14 protein-coding genes are annotated in these 15,441 nt (G+C 70.9%); 2 read left to right on the forward strand and 12 right to left on the reverse strand.

Annotation, left to right across the window (positions count from 1 at the left end; translation table 11 throughout):
- The 12 genes from aroQ to ABD212_RS05570 all read right to left on the reverse strand — a co-directional run bounded on the left by aroQ (position 1) and on the right by ABD212_RS05570 (position 12,717).
- Positions 1 to 459 carry a type II 3-dehydroquinate dehydratase gene (aroQ, locus tag ABD212_RS05515; RefSeq protein WP_344092025.1) on the reverse strand — a complete coding sequence of 153 codons (459 nt, stop codon included), beginning with the start codon at positions 457 to 459 and terminating at the stop codon, positions 1 to 3.
- A 39-nt stretch (positions 460 to 498) separates the two neighbouring features.
- The gene (locus tag ABD212_RS05520) at positions 499 to 1,044 is read right to left on the reverse strand and encodes a GNAT family N-acetyltransferase (RefSeq protein ID WP_344092027.1); all 546 of its coding nucleotides are present in this window, start codon (positions 1,042 to 1,044) and stop codon (positions 499 to 501) included.
- A gap of 123 nt (positions 1,045 to 1,167) precedes the next feature.
- Positions 1,168 to 2,250, reverse strand: a complete 1,083-nt coding sequence (aroB, locus tag ABD212_RS05525) for a 3-dehydroquinate synthase (RefSeq protein WP_344092029.1) — start codon at positions 2,248 to 2,250, stop codon at positions 1,168 to 1,170.
- Positions 2,247 to 2,831: a shikimate kinase gene (locus tag ABD212_RS05530; protein ID WP_344092032.1), complete on the reverse strand. Its 585-nt coding sequence runs from the start codon at positions 2,829 to 2,831 to the stop codon at positions 2,247 to 2,249. Before ABD212_RS05530 ends, aroB begins: the two co-directional genes overlap by 4 nt.
- Before the next feature lie 3 nt (positions 2,832 to 2,834).
- Complete coding sequence (gene aroC / locus ABD212_RS05535; RefSeq protein WP_344092035.1) at positions 2,835 to 4,061, reverse strand: chorismate synthase; 1,227 nt, start codon at positions 4,059 to 4,061, stop codon at positions 2,835 to 2,837.
- A gap of 4 nt (positions 4,062 to 4,065) precedes the next feature.
- Positions 4,066 to 4,932, reverse strand: coding sequence for a shikimate dehydrogenase (locus tag ABD212_RS05540; protein WP_344092037.1), 867 nt, complete (start codon positions 4,930 to 4,932; stop codon positions 4,066 to 4,068).
- Positions 4,902 to 6,536: an endolytic transglycosylase MltG gene (mltG, locus tag ABD212_RS05545; protein WP_344092039.1), complete on the reverse strand. Its 1,635-nt coding sequence runs from the start codon at positions 6,534 to 6,536 to the stop codon at positions 4,902 to 4,904. Before mltG ends, ABD212_RS05540 begins: the two co-directional genes overlap by 31 nt.
- 1 nt (position 6,537) lies before the next feature.
- Positions 6,538 to 7,005, reverse strand: coding sequence for a Holliday junction resolvase RuvX (ruvX, locus tag ABD212_RS05550; RefSeq protein WP_344092041.1), 468 nt, complete (start codon positions 7,003 to 7,005; stop codon positions 6,538 to 6,540).
- On the reverse strand, positions 7,002 to 9,659 hold the full coding sequence (gene alaS, locus ABD212_RS05555; protein WP_344092044.1) for an alanine--tRNA ligase: 2,658 nt from the start codon (positions 9,657 to 9,659) through the stop codon (positions 7,002 to 7,004). The genes ruvX and alaS overlap by 4 nt, the downstream gene beginning before the upstream one ends.
- 59 nt (positions 9,660 to 9,718) lie before the next feature.
- A complete protein-coding gene (locus ABD212_RS05560; protein WP_344092047.1) occupies positions 9,719 to 10,069 on the reverse strand; it encodes an ATPase in 351 nt (116 codons plus the stop codon).
- Positions 10,070 to 10,227: 158 nt separating this feature from the next.
- The gene (rpsD, locus tag ABD212_RS05565) at positions 10,228 to 10,857 is read right to left on the reverse strand and encodes a 30S ribosomal protein S4 (protein ID WP_344092049.1); all 630 of its coding nucleotides are present in this window, start codon (positions 10,855 to 10,857) and stop codon (positions 10,228 to 10,230) included.
- A 579-nt stretch (positions 10,858 to 11,436) separates the two neighbouring features.
- Entirely contained in the window at positions 11,437 to 12,717 is a 1,281-nt protein-coding gene (locus ABD212_RS05570; RefSeq protein WP_425561242.1) for a replication-associated recombination protein A, read from the reverse strand.
- A 161-nt stretch (positions 12,718 to 12,878) separates the two neighbouring features.
- Here ABD212_RS05570 and ABD212_RS05575 point away from each other — a divergent pair, with 161 nt between their 5' ends.
- Positions 12,879 to 13,166: a dioxygenase gene (locus tag ABD212_RS05575; RefSeq protein ID WP_344092053.1), complete on the forward strand. Its 288-nt coding sequence runs from the start codon at positions 12,879 to 12,881 to the stop codon at positions 13,164 to 13,166.
- Between the two features lie 102 nt (positions 13,167 to 13,268).
- Positions 13,269 to 15,428, forward strand: a complete 2,160-nt coding sequence (locus tag ABD212_RS05580; RefSeq protein ID WP_344092055.1) for a DUF349 domain-containing protein — start codon at positions 13,269 to 13,271, stop codon at positions 15,426 to 15,428.
- Positions 15,429 to 15,441 lie beyond the last annotated feature (13 nt).

The raw sequence follows: 15,441 nt of genomic DNA on the forward strand, positions 1-15,441 counted from the left end.
TCAGCCGTCGGCCTGGCCGGCGATGACGTCTATCAGGCGCTCGACAGCGGTGGCGTAGCCGGCGACGCCCTCGCCCACGACGTGGACGAGTGCGACATCCGCCACGTACGAGTGCTGCCGGAACGGCTCGCGCGCCATCACGTTGGAGATGTGCACCTCGGCGATCGGCAGCGCGACACCGGAGAGCGCGTCGCGCAGGACGACGGAGGTGTGCGTGAGGCCCCCGGGGTTGATGACGATCCCGGCGCAGTCCGAGCGCGCCTCATGGATCGCATCGATGAGCACACCCTCGTGGTTGCTCTGCACGGCCCGCACCTCGAAGCCGCGTGACTTCGCGGTGGCGACGACGAGGGCTTCGACATCCTCGAGGGTCTGCGAGCCGTAGATCTGCGGCTCGCGAGTGCCCAGCAGGTTCAGGTTGGGGCCGTTGACGAGCAGGAGCCGACGAGGAGCACTCATGCTCGCACGATATCAGCGTGGCCGCGGTGGACGGCGGCGTCAGGGCAGCGGCCGCGCCATGACCAGTTCGGGCCCGATCGGGCCGACCATGGTCTCCCCAGTCGGCATGAATCCCGCCCGCCGATACGCACCCTGTGCTCGATGGTTGTCCTGGTGCACGTCGAGGATGAGCCGATCGAGACCCTGCGCGGTCGCGAAGCCGGCCGCGGCGCCGAGCAGGGCGTCCACGGCACCGGAGCCGCGCTGGTCGGGGCGTACGTAGACGCCCACGACGAACGCGCGGCGGTCGTCCATGATCCGGCCGAGGTGGTCCCGCTGGCCTGTCGCCCTGATGATCACGGACAGGCTGCCCACCGATGTCCCTTCGACGTCGGCGACGAACTGCGCGACGGTCTCGCTCTCGGCGGCGGTCTCGGTCCGCTCGCGCCAGAACTCGTGCGGGCGCGCCGCGACATCATCGTGGAGCTCGAGGAAGGCGATCGCCGCGTCCGGGTCCGCCGTCGCCTCGAGGCGGAGGTCCCGGACCAGTCGCCACTCGTCCGGACGGACGCGCCGAACCACCAGCCCGTCAGGCGGTGCGCCCACGTGCGCCCCCTCTTGCCGCACCGACGCCGCGACACCCGCATCCGAGAAACCATATTCGTGGCGAGACATCATTCGCAGTTTGGCTTTTCGGCGCGATTGTGGTTTCTCGCGGTCCGGGCTCCATCAGCGTGCGACCTCCTGATAGGCCGCGAACAGGAGCGACTCATCGGGGGCCTGCAGGACCGTGGGCCGTGCGATATCGTCCAGCACGATGAAGCGCAGCATCCCGCCGCGACTCTTCTTGTCGCGCTGCATCGTCGCGAGCAGCTGCGGCCACGCTCCGGCCCGATAGCTCGTCGGCAGGCCGAGCAGGTCCAGGATGTCGCGATGGCGCTGGGCTGCGGCATCCGGCAGCCGCCCCGCGAGACGCGACAGCTCGGCGGCGAACACCATCCCGACCGAGATGGCGGCGCCGTGACGCCACCGATAGCGCTCGGCGTGCTCGATCGCGTGCCCGAGGGTGTGGCCGTAGTTGAGGATCTCGCGCAGCCCGGCTTCGCGAAGGTCCTCCCCCACGACGCGCGCCTTCATCTCGATCGCGAGCTCGATGGCGCGGCGGAATGCGTCACTGTGAGGATCCACGGCCGCCTCGGGATCGGCCTCGATGAGGTCGAGGATCTCCGGAGCCCAGATGAAGCCCGCCTTCACGACCTCCGCGAACCCGGCGGTGCGCTCGTTCGGCGAGAGGTCGTCGAGCAGCTCGAGGTCGCACACGACGGCTCGGGGCGGCCAGAACGCTCCGACGAGGTTCTTGCCCTCCGCGGTGTTGATCCCGGTCTTTCCACCGACGGCGGCATCGACCATGCCGAGCACCGTGGTCGGCACCTGGACGACGGCGACCCCGCGCAGCCATGTCGCGGCCACGAACCCGGCCAGATCCGTCACCGCTCCGCCGCCGAAGCCGACGATCGCGTCGGTGCGCGTGAAGTCCGCCTGGCCCAGGATCTGCCAGCAGAATGCGGCGACCTCGACGCGCTTGCCCTGCTCGGCGTCGGGGATCTCGGCGATCAGCACCTCGCGCGTCGCGTCGCCGAGCAACGTCTCCCGAAGCGCCGCCGCACGAGCGGCAAGGGTCGGCGGGTGGATGATGAGCACCTTGCGGGCGGCGGCCGGCAGCGCTGCGCCGACGCGATCCAGGATGCCGCGGCCGACCGTGACGTCGTACGGCTGGTCGCCCGCGACGTGGATGGTCGAGACTTCGCTCACTTGGTCTCGGTCCCCTCGCTCAGTGCATCCCATGCGTTCCCATTGGCCGGAATGCCGCGCCCTTCACGCATATGGCGCGCCCACGACACGATGTCCTTGACGACGAGCGCGAGGGGTCCGTGGGACGTGTCGAACGTGACGTCGGCCACCTCGGCGTACAGCGCGCTCCGCGAGGCCACGATGGCCTCCCAGCGTGCGACCGGGTCGTCGCCGTCCGCGAGCAGCGGTCGCCTTGCACCCTGGATCCGCGCTTTCACGATCTGCGGCGAGACGGTGAGCAGCACGACGTGATGCGCGCCGAGGTCGGTGCGGGTCGCGGGGTCGAGGATAGCGCCGCCGCCGAGCGCGACGACGCCGCCCCGTGCCAGGGCCTCCTGGACTGCGCCGCGCTCCATCTCGCGGAAGCCCGCTTCGCCCTGCGTCGCGAACAGCTGCGCGATCGGGCCGTGGTCGCGCACGACCAGGGTGTCGGTGTCGGTGAACGGCAGTCCGAGCTCGCGTGCGACTCGGCGGCCGATGCTGCTCTTGCCGGCGCCCATGGGTCCGACGAGGACGATCGCCTCGGTGCTGGTCCTCGTCATGGGTCAGGAGTGCTCGAGGTCGAGCAGCGCGGCATCGGATGCCGAGGCACTGCGCAGCGCGGCGGGGATCGACGCGAGGTAGGACTGCAGGTTCCGCCGGGTCTCGATGACGCTGTCGCCGCCGAACTTCTCGAGCACCACCTCGGCGAGGACGATGGCGACCATCGCCTCGGCGACGACGCCCGCTGCCGGAACGGCGCACACGTCGGAGCGCTGGTGGTGGGCGGCGGCGGTGTCGCCCGTCGCGACATCCACCGTGCGCAGTGCATGCGGAATGGTGGCGATGGGCTTCATGCCGGCGCGCACCCGCAGCACTGTGCCCGTGGACATCCCGCCCTCCGTGCCGCCGGCGCGGTCGCTCGAGCGGGTGATGCCGTCTGCGCCGACGAACAGCTCGTCGTGTGCCTGCGAGCCCCGCCGGGTGGTCGTGAGGAACCCGTCGCCGACCTCGACGCCCTTGATGGCCTGGATGCTCATCAGCGCCTGGGCGAGCTTGCCGTCGAGGCGTCGGTCCCAGTGCACGTGCGATCCGAGCCCGGGTGGCAGGCCGTAGGCGAGCACCTCCACGACGCCGCCGAGGGTGTCGCCGTCCTTGCGCGCCGCGTCGACCTCGTCCACCATGCGGGCGGAGGTCGCGGCGTCGAAGCAGCGCAGCGGGTCGGCATCCAGGGCGTCGACGTCGTCCGGGGTGGGCAGCGACGCGGTCTCGGGGACCCGCACCGGCCCGATCGAGAGGGTGTGGCTGACGAGACGGATGCCGAGCTCGGCCAGGAACGCGCGCGCCAGCGCGCCGAGGGCCACACGTGCCGCCGTCTCGCGGGCGCTCGCCCGCTCGAGGATCGGGCGCGCCTCGTCGAAGCCGTACTTCTGCATGCCGACGAGGTCGGCGTGCCCGGGCCGGGGACGCGTCAGGGCGGCGCCGCGGCCGCGCGACTTGTCGGTCAGATCGACGGGGTCGGGGCTCATCACCTCGACCCACTTGGGCCATTCCGTGTTGCCGATCCGCAGCGCGATGGGACTGCCGAGGCTCTCGCCGTGGCGGACCCCACCCGAGATCGACAGCTCGTCCTCTTCGAACTTCATGCGCGAGCCACGGCCGTACCCGAGCTTGCGGCGCGCGAGGTCGGCCTGGATCGCGGCGCGCGAGATCGGGACGCCGGCGGGCAGGCCCTCCATGATGGCGACGAGTTCGGGGCCGTGCGATTCGCCGGCCGTGAGCACACGGAGCATTGCTCTAGTCTCCCATGGCGGCATCCCGCATCGCGGCGAGGACGGCGTCCTCGTCACCCAGGGGAACATCAGGGTCGCCCGCCACGAAGATCCGCACCTGCACGAGCGCCTGTCGCAGCAGCATCCCGAGACCGGATGCCGCGGGGCGTCCGGTCCGATCCCACGCTGCGCCGAGCGCCGTCGGCCAGTGGCCGTACACGGCGTCGAGCAGGAATCCGCCGTGCGCGGCGAGGGCGTCGGCCGCGGCATCCGTGACCTGCGCCCCGCCCGGAAGCGTCGCGATCGTGACTGCGACGTCGTCGAGGCGAGGTTCGTCCCAGGCGGCCGCGGCGACCGTGACGCCCACCTCCTCGCCCATCGCCACGAGCTCTGCGATCGCCTCGGGTCGCCGTGCGACGATCTGCACGTGGTGGCTGCCGAGCTCGGCGAGCGCGACGAGTGCCGACGTCGCGGTGGCGCCGGCTCCCACGATCCGCGCCGTGCCGACCGACGTGACGCCCTCGTCGCCGAGCGCATCCACGATTCCCGGCACGTCGGTGTTGAAGCCGTGCGGGCCGTCCGCCGTCAGCAGGAGGGTGTTCACCGCCCCCGTCAACCGTGCGCGGCCGTCGCGCGTGCGGGCCGCGGCGAACGCGGCCGCCTTCAGAGGCATCGTCAGCGAGAGGCCGCGCCACCCGTGGTCGAGGGACGCGAGGACCTCCGGAAAGGTCGCCATATCGACCCGGCGGCGCTCGTACGACCACTCGAGATCGAGCACGCGGTATGCAGCGGCATGCAGCTGCGGTGAGCGGCTGTGCGCGATGGGGTCGCCCCACACCGCGAGGCGCGTGGCGTCGGAGCTCAGCACCCGGAGTCCGGGTGGTCCGAGCACCACGCGACCCACTGCGCGACGGCGCGGTTGTGGTCCGCCAGGTTCGTCGTGAACACGGTCTCTCCCGTGTCGAGGTTGACCGTGACGAAGTAGAGCCACTTGCCGTCTGCAGGGTGCATGGCGGCGTCGATCGCGGTGTCGCCGGGATTCGAGATGGGACCGATGGGCAATCCGGCGTGCACGTAGGTGTTCCACGGATTGTCGTCCGCGAGGGCCTTCGCCGATGAGCTCGCGGTGCCGTCGTGGTTCTCGCCGTAGCCGTACTGCGCGGTCGAGTCCATCTGCAGCAGGCCGAACGTCTCCTGGTTCTTCGGGTCCAGACGGTTCTCGATCACGCGGGACACCTTGTAGAAGTCCGCCTCGAATCGCGCCTCGCGCTGGATGATCGACGCGATCGTGAGGACCCGATGGCGGTCCTCGACCGGCACGCCGGCGGCGTCGAGCGACTTCACGGTGCGATCGACGAGCGTCTTGATCACCTGCGGGGCGGTGACTCCCGGGTCGAACGTGTAGGTCGCGGGAAAGAGCCAGCCTTCGAGGCTGTCACCGGTGACCCCGTAGTCCGAGGGCTTGGCCACGGCGGCCTGGAAGTCCGCCAGGGGCAGCCCGGTCGCCTTCGCGAGGATCGGGAGCGACGCGTCGACCGTCAGCCCCTCGCGCAGCTGCGCGGTGTTCTCCATCTTGTTGGCGGGGTCGAGCAGGCCCGCCAGCGCGGCTTCGGACGTCATCTGCTTCTGGAGCTTGAACACGCCGGGCACGAAGGGCGGATTCTGGTGGGTCTTGATGAGGTAGTCGTAGAACGCCTGCGGGGTCTTCGTGACGCCCGCGTCGTAGAGCGACTGCGAGATGGGACTGCCGGTGTCGCCCTGGGCGATGGTCACGTACGTCTCGCCGTTCGCGAGACCGTCGGCGTAGTCCTTCGGCTCCTCCCAGCCCATCACCTGGCGGATCTTGTCCTGATACGTGTTCCAGACCCAGAGGCCCCCGCCGGCGACGCCGCCGAGCAGCACCAGCACGATCCCGAGCGCGATCCACCCGCCGACGCGCCGTTTGCGTTTGTCCTTCGGAGGCGGCGGCGAGCCGAGATCGTCGGTGCTGGCCCGCCCGGTGAACAGGCTCCGCAGTGCGGTGTCCGGGTCGTCATTGCCGGCGGACGCCGTGACGGTTGCAGGCGCGGCTTCCCGCAGCTGCGCCGAGCCGGTTCGGCTGTACGGCGAAGTCTGCGTGGTGGAGGCACCCGTGAAGATCCACGGTTCATCCTCATCGGCGAGATCGAGGATCGCCGTCTCCGGACCGACGGTGGAGTCGGAGGGGGTCGTCGAGGACCTTGGTGGTGCGGGCTGCGCCGCGGGATCCGCCCCGTTCTCGACGGGTCCGCTGGGAGCGCTCCCGGCTTCGGCAGGCTGCCGCCCGGCGGCCTCGCGTGCCGCTCGGCGCGAGAGCGGCGCGCTGCCCGTGCCGGTGTCGGCATCGGCGGAAGATGCGGATCGTGCGTTCGATCCGCCGGCGGAATCTTCGCCGGAAGAGCGCAGCGGGCGGACGCTCGGCGTGGGGAGCTGGCCGAAGAGATCCGCGAATGGATCCTCGGTCGGTGAATCGGGCATGTCAGGCGGGCTCCTGGAATACGGGTGTTCCGGCCGGACGACCGGTGCTCTTCTCGACATCGAGCGCTTGCTGGAGGAGTACGACGGCCGCGACCTGGTCAACAATGCTACGAGATGAACGCTGGGATCTGCCCGAATCGCGCAGGGCGGCATGGGCGGACACGGTGCTGAGGCGCTCGTCGACCAGCCGGACGGGCAGGGCGGATGCCGCGGCCACCTCTGCCGCGAACGTCCGGGCATCCGCGGTGGATGCCGTCTCCTCGCCGCGCATGTTGAGCGGCAGGCCGACGAGGATCTCCATCGCGGAGTACTCGTCTGCGAGTGCCGTGACACGTGCCACGGCGTCGTCGTCGCGCGTCACCGTCTCGACCGGTGTCGCGAGCAGACCGTCGGGATCGCAGCGGGCGACTCCGACCCGCGCCTTGCCGACGTCGATGCCGAGACGCACGCCGCGCCGGAACTTGCTCACGCGGCGAGCGCTGCCTTGACGGCCGTCAGCGCCGCGGGCAGTGCTGAGGCATCCGTCCCGCCGCCCTGCGCGACGTCGTCGCGTCCGCCGCCGCCGCCGCCGAGCGCCGCGGCCGCGGCCTTCGCGAGGACTCCGGCCTTGGCGCCGGCGCCCCGGGCCGCGTCGTTGGTTGCGACGATCACCACGGGGCGACCGCCGACCTCGGCGCCGAGGGCGACGACCGCCGCGGCAGCGCCCAGGCGGTCGCGAACCTGAAGGGCGAGCCCGCGCACGTCGTCGGCCGACGCGGCAGGGCCGAGCGATTCCGCGACCACGCGATGCAGGCCCACGGTCGCAGCGGTGGCGGTGAGGGCGGGCAGACGGTCGCCGAGCGCCTTGGCCTCGAACGCCGCGATCTTCTTCTCGGCCGCCTTGAGGCTCGCGGTGAGTTCCGCGATCCGCGCCGGCAGCTGTTCGCGCGGAGTCTTCAGCGTCGACGTGAGCTGTGACACGAGCGCACGCTCTGCGGCGAGCGAGCGGAACGCGTCCAGTCCGACCAGCGCTTCCACGCGCCGGTTGGAGGCACCGACCGAGGACTCGCCGACCAGGTTGATGAGCCCGACCTCGGCGCTCGAGCCGACGTGGGTGCCGGCGCACAGCTCGCGAGACCACGGACCGCCGATGTCGACCATGCGGACGGTCTCACCGTACTTCTCGCCGAACAGCGCCATCGCGCCGAGGCTCTTCGCCTCGTCGAGGGGCATCACACGCGTCGTCACCTCGAGGTTGTCGCGGATCGCGTTGTTGGCGATCTCCTCGATCTCGGTCTTGGTCGCGTCGGACAGCTGCTGACCCCACGTGAAGTCGAAGCGCATGTAGCCGGCGCGGTTCAGCGAGCCCGCCTGGGTGGCGGTCCGGCCGAGCGTGTCGCGCAGCGCCGCGTGAACGAGATGCGTCGCGGAGTGCGCCTGGCGGGCAGCGCGGCGGTTCGCGGCATCCACCACCGATGTCGCAGGCTGCCCCACACCCACCTCACCGGACGTCACCTCGACGGTGTGGCTCACGAGGCCGGCGACGGGCTTCTGAACGTCCAGGATCTCGAGCTCGTAGCCCGGACCGATGATGACGCCCTTGTCGGCGACCTGGCCGCCCGACTCGGCGTAGAGGGCGGTCTCGGCGAGGATGACCTCGGCGATCTGACCCTGCGACGCGCGGTCCGCCGGCAGTCCGTCGATGAGGATGCCGAGGACGCTCGACTCGGTCTCGAGGTCGGTGTACCCGGTGAAGACGGTCTCGCCCTTGGCGCGCAGGTCGCGGTACACGCTGAGGTCGGCGAGGGCGCGCTTGCGCGAACGGGCGTCCGCCTTGGCCCGGGCGCGCTGCTCCTGCATCAGGGTGTCGAACGCGGCGCGGTCGACGCTCAGCCCGGCCTCCTCGGCGATCTCGAGCGTGAGGTCGATCGGGAAGCCGTACGTGTCGTGCAGGAGGAAGGCCTCGTCGCCCGCGAGGGCGGTGCCGCCGGCATCCCTCGTGGCTGCCAGCGCGGAGTCGAGGATGGTGGAGCCCGCCGCGAGCGTGCGGAGGAACGTCTCCTCTTCGGCGAAGGCGTAGGCGGAAAGGCGGGCGTAGTCCTCGGCGACGACGGGGTACGCATCCTTCATCGCGTCGCGCGATGCCGCGAAGAGCTCGGGGAACGTGGGGTCGTCGACCCCCAGCAGGCGCATCGAGCGGATCGCGCGCCGCATCAGGCGGCGGAGGATGTACCCACGACCCTCGTTCGAGGGGGTCACGCCGTCGGAGAGCAGCATGAGCGACGAGCGCACGTGGTCCGCGACCACACGGAACCGTACGTCATCCTCGCGAACCGCGCCGTACTTCCTGCCCGACAGCTCGACGGCCTTGTCGAGCACCGGGCGCACCTGATCGGTCTCGTACATGTTGTCGACGCCCTGCTTGATGAAGGCCACGCGTTCGAGGCCCATCCCGGTGTCGATGTTCTTGTTCGGCAGTTCCCCGACGATGCGGAAGTCGTACTTCGATCGCACATCGTCGATGGCGTCCTGCATGAAGACGAGGTTCCAGATCTCGACATAGCGGTCGTCGTCCGTGGCAGGGCCGCCGTCGATGCCGTACGCGGGTCCGCGGTCGAAGAAGATCTCGGAACACGGGCCGGCGGGACCGGGCAGGCCCGTGCTCCAGTAGTTCGTGTCCTTGCCCAGGCGCTGGATGCGATCCTCGGGGAGGCCCGCGATGCGCTTCCACAGTTCGAGCGCCTCGTCGTCCTCTTCGTAGACGGTGACCCACAGGTCATTCGGGTCGAAGCCGAGCTTGCCGTCCGCTTCGGGGCCGGTCAGCAGATCCCACGCGTAGGTGATGGCGCCTTCCTTGAAGTAGTCGCCGAAAGACCAGTTGCCCAGCATCTGGAAGAACGTGCCGTGGCGCGGCGTCTTGCCGACCTCTTCGATGTCGTTCGTCCGGAGGCATTTCTGCACATCGGCCGCGCGGGCGTACGGCGACGGGACGTTGCCGCTGAGGTACGGGATGAACGGCACCATTCCGGCGACGGTGAACAGCAGAGCGGGGTCGTCCGAGACGAGCGATGCCGACGGCACGATGACGTGGCCGTTCTTCTCGAAGTAGTCGAGGTAGCGCTGGGCGATCTCAGCGGTCTTCATTCGGGTCCTCGCAGTGCGCGCGATCGCATCCCCTGACGGGGGACGACGCGTCGTTCGGGTCAGTCGGTGAGCTTGCGCGCCGCGTCCGCCGTGGCGTCGACGGCATCGGATGCCGCGGACTTGGCGCTGTCGACCGCATCCGACGCGGCTGCCTTCGCGCCGGCGACGGCATCGGCTGCCGCGGCCCTGGCAGTCGCGCCGACTTCGGCTGCGGCATCCTTCACCTCGTCGACGATGCCCATCATGCGGGACTCCTGCTCGCGGTAGGCGTCTCCCATGCGATCGGTGAAGGCGCCGATGCGCGCGTCGACCTCGGCGAGGAGCTCGTGACCACGCGGATCCTTGTTGACGAGGTGTGCGAGGACGAATCCGCTGGCCACGCCGAGCAGGAACAACAGCACGTTCTTCATGTCTTCACTTCCTCGGGAGGCCGCCGGAGCGCGGCGCCTCCCATCGTATGCGGAAATGGCGAAGGGCGCCGGGTGATACCCGACGCCCGTCGTTCTTCGCTCGTCACCGAGCTGTGCCCGCTCGGACGCGGCGCTGACGCGCCACTCCGGGCGCGGCGCTATCGCGCTGCGTAGTACTCCACCACGAGCTGGACGTCGCAGACGACCGGAACCTCGGCGCGCTTGGGACGACGCACGAGACGGGCCTGGAGCTTGTCGAGCTCGACCTCGAGGTAGGCCGGAACCGGGGGCAGGACGTCGGCGTGACCGCCGGCGGCCGCGACCTGGAAGGGCTCGGTGCCCTCGCTCTTGGCCTTGACGTGGATGAGCTGACCCGGCTTCACGCGGAAGGACGGGCGGTCGACGGTCTGGCCGTCGATGAGGATGTGCCGGTGCACGACGAGCTGGCGCGCCTGCGCCGTGGTGCGGGCGAAGCCGGCACGGAGCACGAGGGCGTCCAGACGCATCTCGAGCAGCTCGACCAGGTTCTCACCGGTCAGGCCGTCCTTGCGGCGGGCCTCGTTGAACGTGTTGCGCATCTGCTTCTCGCGGATCCCGTACTGCTCGCGCAGACGCTGCTTCTCGCGGAGGCGGACGGCGTAGTCGCTGTCCTGCTTGCGCTTGGTGCGGCCGTGCTCGCCCGGAGCGTAAGGACGCTTCTCGAGGTAGCGGGCGGCCTTGGGGGTCAGTGCGACGCCGAGGGCGCGCGAGAGGCGGACCTTGCGGCGGTCCTGGGACTTCGTAGCCACGAAGTGTTCCTTCCGATGGACGTGGCCGCGTCTTTCGCGGCTCACGGACGTATCGCCTTCCCTGCCGGTCGGCGCGCACGTCGGGGCATGCCGATGGTGTTGTGGGAGAAGGGGATGCCCGAAAACTGGGTTTCGAGCCGGTCAAGTCTATCAGACCTGGGCTTTCCGCCCGTCGAGGTCGACCGGCTGCACGCCCGCGGCGCGCGCCAGGGCCTGCTCTCGGGCCCGAGTTTCCCCGAGTGGCCGCATCCGGGTTCGGGGATGCCGCCGAATGAGGCAACTCGGGATGAAGGTGCGGCCGGGGACCGCTTCCCTGCCCGAGTTTCCCCGAGTGGCCGCATCCGGGTTCGGGGATGCCGCCGAATGAGGCAACTCGGGATGGCGGTGCGGCCGATCGAGGCAGCCGGGCGAGGGAAGATGCGGGAGGGCGGGGAGCGGCGTCGGCCGCCGGTCAGCGGGCTGCGGGGACCGCTCACCGGCCCGAGTTTCCTCGACTGGCGGCATCCGGGCTCGGGGATGCCGCCAGTCGAGGCAACTCGCGACCGCGGTGCGGCAGGGAACCACGGCGCGGATGGCGGATCAGCCGCCCTCGAGGATGCGGCGGATCTTCTCGAGCCGCGCCTGCACGTCTCGCTCCTGCCCGTGGCTCGTCGGCGTGTAGTAGCGGCGGCCCCGCAGCTCGTCGGGCAGGTGCTGCTGGGCGACGACTCCGACGTCGGTGTCGTGCGGATAGACGTAGCCCTTGCCGTGGCCGAGGCGCTTCGCGCCCGGATAGTGCGCGTCGCGGAGCGGAGCGGGCACGCGGCCGAAGCCTCCGTTGCGGACGTCGGCGAGGGCAGCGTCCAGGGCCAGGTAGGCGGCGTTGGACTTCGCTGTCGTCGCGAGGTAGACGGTCGCCTCGGCCAGCGGGATGCGGCCCTCGGGCATGCCGATCAGCTGCACGGCATCGGCTGCCGCCACCGCGAGCACGAGCGCCTGCGGGTCGGCGAGGCCGATGTCCTCGGCGGCCGAGATGATCAGTCGCCGTGCGATGAAGCGCGGATCCTCGCCCGCCTCGATCATCCGGGCCAGATAGTGCACCGCGGCATCCACATCGGAACCGCGGATCGACTTGATGAACGCGCTGATGACGTCGTAATGTTCGTCGCCCTGCCGGTCGTAGCGCAGCAGGGCACGGTCGACGGCGTCCGCGACGTTCTCGGGGGTGATCTCGGGAGTGCCGTCATCGTCTTCAGCCGCGGGGGTGGCGATGGATGCCGCCGCCTCGAGCGCCGTCAGCGCTCGCCGTGCGTCGCCCGACGACAGCCGCACCAGTGCGTCGCGGGCGTCATCCCGCAGCAGGATGCCGCCCGCGAGGCCGCGAGCATCGGCGACCGCGCGATCGATCAGCAGCCGGAGGTCGTCATCGGTCAGCGGACGCAGGGTGAGCAGCAGGGAGCGCGACAGAAGCGGCGAGATCACCGAGAACGACGGGTTCTCGGTCGTCGCGGCGATGAGGACGACCCAGCCGTTCTCGACGCCGGGTAGCAGCGCATCCTGCTGCGCCTTGGTGAACCGGTGGATCTCGTCGAGGAAGAGGATCGTGGAGTGTCCGTACAGGTCGCGCTGCGTCAGCGCCTCTTGCATGACTTCGCGGACGTCGCGGACCCCTGCGGTCACGGCGGACAGCTCGACGAACCGCCTCCCCGACGAGCGCGCGATCGCCTGCGCCAGCGTGGTCTTGCCGGTGCCCGGGGGTCCCCAGAGGATCACCGAGGTGGCCGTGGCACTCGCGTCGGGGTTCGCGAGGATCGTGAGGGGGGAACCCGGTCGCAGCAGATGGTCCTGGCCGGCGACTTCTTCGAGCGAGGTGGGACGCATCCGCACAGCAAGAGGCGTCTGCCCCTGGAAGAGCGCGGTCGGACTCGTCACCCGTCCAGGCTAACGGCCACCTGCGACCCGGGATCGCGGTTTGGCCGCAGGTCTGGGCGACACGTAGGATCATCCCGGCCCGGGCACAGTCCGGGATCGAGGGAGGCCCCGTGGCGAGCGCCGGCAAGGATCGTGGATCGCGCGAAGCGCGCGAGCGGACGCGCGTGTACCGGGCGCGCCAGGCGTACCGCGAAGGCCAGAATCGCCGCCGGAACCGTGACAACCTCCTCGCCGGGATCGCCGGCGGCCTTCTGATCCTGGGCGTCGTCGCGGCGCAGACGGCCTATTTCGTCGCCGGTCCCGGTGCTCCCGAGCCGACCCCCTCTTCGACGCCGATCCCCACCGTGACCTCGACGCCGACGCCGACGGGTTCGCCGACGCCGACCCCGACCCCCTGAGTCGGAGGACATCGGGCGACCTGAGCGCATCCGCTCGGCCGTACTAGGCTTGGGAGCCGTCCATCCCCCACAGGCGGCGCAAGCCGCGATGAGGTGCATCCCGTGACTGCCGCAGCAGATCTCACTCCTGAAACCACCGTCGACCCGTCCGGCGACGCCGCGACGAGCGCCGTCCAGCCGCACGCCGGCGATCCGTCGTCGCCCGACGCCGAAGCGACTGCTGACGCGCCGGACGCCGTCGACGTAAGTGCGGAGCCCGCTCCCGCTTCCGACTCATCGGCCGGCGCGCGCGACACGTTGGCCGAGTCGAGTGAGGCCGAAACGGATGCCGATGAGCGGGTGGCCGAGGCGCCGACGGCGGGCGAGCCGGTGGCAGACGAACCGACAGGAGACGAGCCGTCGGCTGACGAGCCAGTCGGCGATCAACCCGAAGCCGAGCAGCCTGCAGCCGAGGAGCCTGCGGCCGTCGAAGCCGCGACCGACGCACCTCTTGCGGAGAAGCCCGCCGCCGACGAGCCGGTTGCCGAGGAACCGGTCGCCGAGGAGCCTGCGGCGGATCAGCCCGCGTCCGAGGAGTCCGCGACCGACGAAACCGAGGCCGAGGCACCCGAGGCCGAGGCACCCGTGGCCGGGGCACCCATGGCCGAGGCACCCATGGCCGAGGAATCTCCGGTCGAAGAGCCCGCGGCCGAGGAGCCTGCAGGAGACGCGCCGCCCGCCGACGAGCCCGCACGAGACGCGCCGCCCGCGGGAGACGCGCCGCCCGCAGACGAGCCGGCAGGAGACGCGCCGCCCGCCGACGAGCCCGCGGGAGACGCGCCCCCCGCCGACGAGCCCGCAGGAGACGCGCCGCCCGCAGGAGACCAGCCGCCGGCCGAGGAGCCTCGGGCCGAAGAGCCCGCGGCCGAGACGCCCGTGGCCGCCGAGCCCTCCGACGAACAGCCCGAGACCGACGAATCCGTCGCCGAAGAGCCTTCCTCCCCCGAGCCCGAGCCCGGACCCCGCACCGACGCCGCAGCCGACAAGCCGGCCTCCGCCGAGGACGCGTGGGGCCGCGTCGAGGAAGACGGAACAGTCTCCGTCCGCGAGGGCGAGGGTTGGCGGGTCGTCGGCCAATACCCTGACGGCTCCCCCGAAGAGGCCTTGGCGTACTTCGAGCGCAAGTACGCCGATCTCGCCGGCGAGGTGGGCCTTCTCGAGGTCCGCTACCGCCGAGGCGGGGCTCCAGCCTCCGATCTGCGAAGCGCCGCGCGCGCGGTCAATGCGAAGCTCGAGGGCGCTGCAGCCGTCGGCGATCTCGCAAGTCTGGTGGCGCGCGTGGCCGTGCTGACGGAATCGCTGGCCGCGGCATCCCAATCCGAAGCCCTCGCCGCCCGCGAAGCCGTCGACGACGCGGTTCGCACGCGCACCGAGTTGGTGGAGAAGGTGGAGGCGATCGCGGCCCGCGACCCGCGCACCGTGCAGTGGAAGCAGGCCTCGGCCGACGTGAGTGCCCTCTTCGACGAGTGGCAGTCCCAGCAGCAGAACGGGCCGCGGCTGCCGAAGTCGACGGCGCAGCAGCTGTGGAAGCGATTCCGCGATGCGCGCGCGACGTTCGACAAGCACCGTCGCGAGTTCTACGCCGAGCTCGACGAGGCTCACAAGGGCGTCCGCGACCGCAAGACCCGCCTGGTCGAGAGGGCCGAGGCGCTCGCGCCGAAGGGCGAGGACGGGATCCCGGCCTACCGCGAGCTGCTCGACGAGTGGAAGACCGCGGGGCGCGCCGGCAAGAAGGTCGACGACGCCCTCTGGGCCCGCTTCAAGGCGGCCGGAGACGCGCTGTACTCCGCGCGCATCGAGCGTGAGAGCGCGGATGCCGCCGCCTCGCGCGAGAAGATCGAGTCCAAGCGGGCGCTGATCGAAGAGGCGCAGGCCGTCGCGGATGAGCGGGACATCGCCAAGGCGCGAACGCTTCTCACCGCCATCCAGCGCCGATGGGACGAGATCGGCCGCATCTTCCCGCGCGAAGCCGAGCGAGCGCTCGACGACGACCTTCGCAAGGTCGAGCAGGGTCTGCGCACGCGGGAGGAGTCGGACTGGAAGCGCAACAACCCCGAGACGAAGGCGCGCGCGAACGAGATGACGCGTCAGCTCACCGAGGCGATCGAGAAGCTCGAAGACGAACTCGCCGCCGCACAGAAGACCGGCGACAAGGCCAAGATCGCGAAGGCGTCCGAGGCGCTCGAGGCTCGGCGGTCGTGGCTGAACGCACTCGGGGGCTGACGACTCCCCCACC

It is taken from the genome of Microbacterium deminutum (assembly GCF_039530205.1).
Classification (GTDB): domain Bacteria; phylum Actinomycetota; class Actinomycetes; order Actinomycetales; family Microbacteriaceae; genus Microbacterium; species Microbacterium deminutum.